Genomic DNA, 5,381 nt, shown 5'->3' on the forward strand with positions numbered 1-5,381 from the left:
CTCGGGGAACGGCACGTGCAGCACCCTCTGTAACGCCTTCGTCAGCAGCGTCGGATCCTTCTGGAAGATCCGGTGCAGCGCCTCATGCGACGAGCCGACCATCAGCTCTCCCTTCCATCGCCGTGATCAACGAGCCGCGCCGCCGAAAGTTCGCGCGAACCGGAGTCTCCGGGCCGGTCACCCGTTGTCACACCCCGCCGGTACCGTCGGATCATGGCTCAAGAGGCGGGGACCCAGACCGGTGAGCGGCGGCTTGCCGTGGTCGAAGGTGTGCTGGAGCGGGTCACGTACGTCAACGAGGAGAACGGCTACACGGTGGCCCGGGTCGACACCGGCAGAGGCGCCGGCGACCTGCTCACCGTGGTCGGCGCGCTGCTCGGCGCCCAGGTGGGGGAGTCGCTGCGGATGGAGGGCCGTTGGGGCTCGCACCCGCAGTACGGCAGGCAGTTCCACGTGGAGAACTACACGACCGTGCTGCCGGCCACCGTCCAGGGCATCCGGCGCTATCTGGGTTCCGGGCTGGTCAAGGGGATCGGGCCGGTCTTCGCCGACCGCATCACGCAGCACTTCGGGCTGGACACGCTGCGCGTCATCGAGGAGGAGCCGAAGCGGCTGATCGAGGTGCCGGGGCTGGGGCCGAAGCGGACGAAGAAGATCGCCGACGCCTGGGAGGAGCAGAAGGCGATCAAGGAGGTCATGCTCTTCCTGCAGACCGTCGAGGTGTCCACGTCCATCGCCGTGCGGATCTACAAGAAGTACGGCGACGAGTCGATCTCGGTCGTCAGGCAGCAGCCGTACCGGCTGGCCGCCGACGTCTGGGGCATCGGATTCCTGACCGCCGACAAGATCGCCCAGTCGGTCGGCATCCCGCACGACAGCCCGGAGCGGGTGAAGGCCGGCCTGCAGTACGCGCTGTCGCAGTCCGCCGACCAGGGGCACTGTTTCCTGCCGGAGGAGCGGTTGATCGCCGATGCGGTCAAGCTGCTCCAGGTCGACACCGGGCTGGTCATCGAGTGCCTCGCCGAGCTGGGCCGGGCGCCGGAGGAGGGCGCCGATCCGGGGGTCGTACGGGAGAAGGTGCCCGGGCCGGACGGCGGCGAGGAGCCCGTCAACGCCGTCTACCTGGTGCCGTTCCACCGGGCGGAGCTGTCCCTGTCCGCCCAGCTGCTGCGGCTGCTGCGCACGGACGAGGACCGGATGCCGGGCTTCCGGGACGTGGACTGGGGCAAGGCGCTCGGGTGGCTGAAGGCGCGCACCGGGGTGGAGCTGGCGCCCGAGCAGGAGGCGGCCGTGAAGCTCGCGCTCACCGAGAAGGTCGCCGTGCTCACCGGTGGGCCGGGGTGCGGCAAGTCGTTCACCGTGCGCTCGATCGTGGAGCTGGCCCGGGCCCGGCGGGCCAAGGTGGTGCTGGCGGCTCCGACCGGCCGGGCGGCCAAGCGGCTCGCGGAGCTGACCGGTGCGGAGGCCTCGACCGTGCACCGGCTGCTGGAGCTGAAGCCGGGCGGCGACGCGGCCTACGACCGGGACCGCCCGCTGGACGCCGACCTGGTGGTGGTGGACGAGGCGTCGATGCTGGACCTGCTGCTCGCCAACAAGCTGGTGAAGGCCGTACCCCCGGGGGCCCACCTCCTCTTCGTGGGGGACGTGGACCAGTTGCCGAGCGTGGGTGCCGGTGAGGTTCTGCGGGACCTGCTCGCCGAGGGCGGTCCCGTCCCGGCCGTCCGGCTCACCCGGGTCTTCCGGCAGGCCCAACAGTCCGGTGTCGTCACCAACGCGCACCGGATCAACGCGGGGCAGCATCCGCTCACCGAGGGGGTGAAGGACTTCTTCCTCTTCGTCGAGGACGACACGGAGGAGGCGGGCCGGCTCACCGTCGACGTGGCCGCACGGCGGATCCCGGCCAAGTTCGGGCTGGACCCGCGCCGGGACGTGCAGGTGCTCGCGCCGATGCACCGGGGGCCGGCCGGGGCGGGGGCGCTCAACGGGCTGCTTCAGCAGGCCATCACGCCCGGGCGGCCCGACGTGCCGGAGAAGAGGTTCGGCGGCCGGGTCTTCCGTGTCGGCGACAAGGTCACCCAGATCCGTAACAATTACGACAAAGGGAAGAACGGCGTCTTCAACGGCACCGTGGGCGTCGTCACCTCGCTCGATCCGGTCGACCAGCGTCTGACCGTGCTGACGGACGAGGACGAGGAGGTTCCGTACGACTTCGACGAACTGGACGAACTGGCGCACGCGTACGCGGTCACCATCCACCGCTCGCAGGGCAGTGAGTATCCCGCGGTGGTGATCCCCGTCACCACGGGGGCGTGGATGATGCTCCAGCGGAACCTGCTCTACACGGCGGTGACCCGGGCCCGGCGGCTGGTCGTCCTCGTCGGTTCCCGCAAGGCGATCGGGCAGGCGGTGCGCACGGTGTCGGCCGGTCGGCGCTGTACGGCCCTGGACTTCAGGCTCGGCGCCCAGAAATGATCGATCAAATGAGTCACGAAGGTCACAGAGCACTTCCAGATGCCCCTCGGAGGGGGCAGGATGAGCAGGTTGGCGGCACTGAGTGCCGCCAATAGGCCCAATGGTCGACCCCGAGTGCACTCTCCTGAGCCAAATGGGGGATGGTAGAGACAGTCAGGGCACCTCGAAGATGAGGCACTACGTCGGTGAGGGAAGACGTGAGCGACAACTCTGTAGTACTGCGGTACGGCGACGGCGAGTACACCTACCCGGTGGTCGACAGCACCGTCGGCGACAAGGGCTTCGACATCGGGAAGCTCCGCGCCCAAACCGGTCTGGTGACCCTGGACAGCGGGTACGGCAACACGGCCGCCTATAAATCCGCGGTCACCTACCTCGACGGCGAGGCGGGCATCCTCCGCTACCGCGGCTACCCCATCGAGCAGCTGGCCGAGCGCTCCACCTTCCTCGAGGTGGCGTACCTGCTGATCAACGGCGAGCTGCCGACCGTCGACGAGCTCTCCACGTTCAAGAACGACATCACGCGGCACACCCTGCTGCACGAGGACGTCAAGAACTTCTACAAGGGCTTCCCGCGCGACGCCCACCCGATGGCGATGCTGTCCTCGGTCGTCTCGGCGCTGTCCACCTTCTACCAGGACAGCCACAACCCGTTCGACGAGAAGCAGCGCGACCTCTCCACGATCCGGCTGCTCGCGAAGCTCCCGACGATCGCCGCGTACGCGTACAAGAAGTCGATCGGCCACCCGTTCGTCTACCCGCGCAACGACCTCGGTTACGTCGAGAACTTCCTGCGCATGACCTTCTCGGTGCCGGCCGACGAGTACGAGCTGGACCCGGTCGTCGTCGCCGCGCTGGACAAGCTGCTGATCCTGCACGCCGACCACGAGCAGAACTGTTCGACCTCCACGGTCCGCCTGGTCGGTTCCTCCCAGGCCAACATGTTCGCCTCCATCTCGGCCGGCATCAACGCGCTGTGGGGCCCGCTGCACGGCGGTGCCAACCAGTCCGTGCTGGAGATGCTCGAGGGCATCCGCGACTCCGGTTCCGACGTCGACACCTTCATCCGCAAGGTGAAGAACAAGGAGGACGGCGTCCGGCTGATGGGCTTCGGCCACCGGGTCTACAAGAACTTCGACCCGCGCGCCAAGATCATCAAGGCCGCCGCGCACGACGTGCTCTCCGCGCTGGGCAAGGAGGACGAGCTCCTCGACATCGCCCTGAAGCTGGAGGAGCACGCGCTGTCCGACGACTACTTCGTCGAGCGCAAGCTGTACCCGAACGTCGACTTCTACACCGGCCTCATCTACCGCGCCATGGGCTTCCCGACCGAGATGTTCACGGTCCTGTTCGCCCTCGGCCGGCTCCCGGGCTGGATCGCCCAGTGGACCGAGATGATCAAGGAGCCCGGCTCCCGTATCGGCCGTCCGCGCCAGATCTACACGGGCGTGGAGCTGCGCGACTTCGTTCCGGTCGAGGAGCGCTGACACCCGGCCGGTGAGGGGGCCGCATCCGTCGGCGCCCCCACCGGAGCGGGTTTGCTCCCGGCAGGGTGCGCCCAAGGGCGTGCCACTGAAGGGCGTGGGCGGCTGGGGCCGGCTGGTGGCCGGTCGCGCAGTTCCCCGCGCCCCTCGGGCCGGCGTGGCGGGCCGTGCTCGCGGCGCGGGCGTCGGCACACGGCCGTAGCGACGCAGGAAACGCAGGAAACAGGGAAAAGACGCAGGAAACAGGGAAAACAGAAAAACGGGAAAAAACGGAAGGCGCCCTGCCGCCGGTCCCCCCACGGGCCGACGACCAGGGCGCCTTCCCATGTCCCGGTGCGGATTCCCCCCACGGGATCCGGCCGGGCGCTCGGAGAGGACAGCGCCTGAATTCGCTGTCGTCGAGCACAACGAGCAAAACTCGCCGTACTCCAGTGATGCGGTGCGATCTGCCGGGACAGCGCACGCTGGGAGGGCCGCTCAAAGCTTCCCGGTGTACGTGCCCCGGCAACGCATCTCTGAGGAAGTCCCCCAAGACATCCCCAGATGCCAGTCAGCGCCCCCCAAGACGCTGGTCTGACACCGCCAACTTAGACCTTCGAAGCCCTTCGAGGGTTACGTTCACATCACTGTGATCTGCGTCTCTTGCATATGTCCCTTAGGTACGCAAGAGCCCCGATATGCCGATCGGGACCCAAGCGTAAGGATGATGCGCGAGCCTTGTGAAGAGCTTATGTGAGGCGCGCGCCGGACTCCAGGGGGACCGGGACATCGGTCACCGCGGAGCCCGCGTCACCGGAAGGCCCGCAGCCGCAGGCTGTTGGTGACCACGAACACCGAGGAGAAGGCCATGGCCGCCCCCGCGATCATCGGGTTGAGCAGCCCCGCGGCGGCCAGCGGCAGCGCCGCGACGTTGTAGCCGAAGGCCCACACCAGGTTGCCCTTGATGGTGGTCAGCGTCCGCCGGGACAGCCGGATCGCGTCCGCGGCCACCCGCAGGTCCCCGCGCACCAGCGTCAGGTCGGCGGCCTCGATCGCCGCGTCCGTGCCGGTGCCCATGGCCAGGCCCAGGTCCGCGGTGGCCAGCGCGGCGGCGTCGTTCACGCCGTCGCCGACCATCGCCACCGACCGCCCCTCGCGCTGCAGCCGCCGTACGACGTCCACCTTGTCCTCGGGCAGCACCTCGGCGAAGACGTGCGCGGAGTCGATGCCGACCGTGTGGGCGACGGCCTCCGCGACGGTCCGGTTGTCCCCGGTGAGCAGCACCGGCGTGAGCCCCAGCGCACGCAGGGCGCGGACTGCCTCGGCGCTGGTCTCCTTGACCGCGTCGGCGACGGCGAGGACGCCACGGGCCCGCCCGTCCCAGCCGGCCACGACGGCCGTACGGCCCTCCTGCTCGGCCTCGCGGGCCGCGCGCGCCACGTCCGG

The 5,381-nt window shown here is 69.1% G+C and carries 3 protein-coding genes; 2 read left to right on the forward strand and 1 reads right to left on the reverse strand.

Going from position 1 to position 5,381, the window contains the following annotated elements:
• Positions 1 to 213: 213 nt before the first annotated feature.
• Entirely contained in the window at positions 214 to 2,472 is a 2,259-nt protein-coding gene (recD2, locus tag IE312_RS33995) for an SF1B family DNA helicase RecD2 (RefSeq protein ID WP_189986085.1), read from the forward strand.
• A 197-nt stretch (positions 2,473 to 2,669) separates the two neighbouring features.
• On the forward strand, positions 2,670 to 3,959 hold the full coding sequence (locus IE312_RS34000; RefSeq protein ID WP_189986086.1) for a citrate synthase: 1,290 nt from the start codon (positions 2,670 to 2,672) through the stop codon (positions 3,957 to 3,959).
• Between the two features lie 786 nt (positions 3,960 to 4,745).
• Here IE312_RS34000 and IE312_RS43075 read toward each other — a convergent pair.
• Positions 4,746 to 5,381, reverse strand: a 636-nt coding sequence (locus IE312_RS43075) for an HAD-IC family P-type ATPase (protein WP_229900758.1), incomplete at its 5' end; no start/stop codon positions are given.

The organism is Streptomyces capoamus (genome assembly GCF_014654935.1).
Classification (GTDB): Bacteria; Actinomycetota; Actinomycetes; order Streptomycetales; family Streptomycetaceae; genus Streptomyces; species Streptomyces capoamus.

Bases quoted from the DNA above. Each gene is read 5' to 3' on its own strand.
- recD2 (WP_189986085.1), top strand. From the start codon at position 214: ATGGCTCAAGAGGCGGGGACCCAGACCGGTGAGCGGCGGCTTGCCGTG.